At 56.8% G+C, this 280-nt stretch carries 1 protein-coding gene; it reads right to left on the bottom strand.

Going from position 1 to position 280, the window contains the following annotated elements:
* Positions 1 to 209, bottom strand: a 209-nt coding sequence (locus tag AC0IYH_RS31120) for a hypothetical protein (RefSeq protein WP_471838052.1), incomplete at its 3' end; no start/stop codon positions are given.
* Between the last annotated feature and the right edge of the window lie 71 nt (positions 210 to 280).

Raw genomic sequence — 280 nt, 5'->3', positions numbered from 1 at the left:
GTGCCGATGACTAGAATTCGTTGCTTCATCAGGTGTTCCTCGAAAGCGGTTGCCTGGCCGCAAGGTGCGGCGCAGGAAGGGCGATACGCTTGGGGCGCGATCGCTGCAGTTGACGAGGCGATTCTCTGCTTGAAGTGGATCAGCGTATTGATCCATAAAGTGCTAAATGGATTGATCCAAGAGAGGCGTTCATGGCAGCCAAGAATCAAGGGCCATTGGTGGTATCACTGCCGCTCGGCGAGCCGCAGCCAGGCGAGAGCCTGCAGCGTTGGCTATACAC

It is taken from the genome of Pseudomonas sp. AC463 (assembly GCF_979253585.1).
The sequence above is the reverse complement of the archived record's forward strand: the minus strand, read 5'-3'. Positions and strand labels throughout refer to the sequence as shown.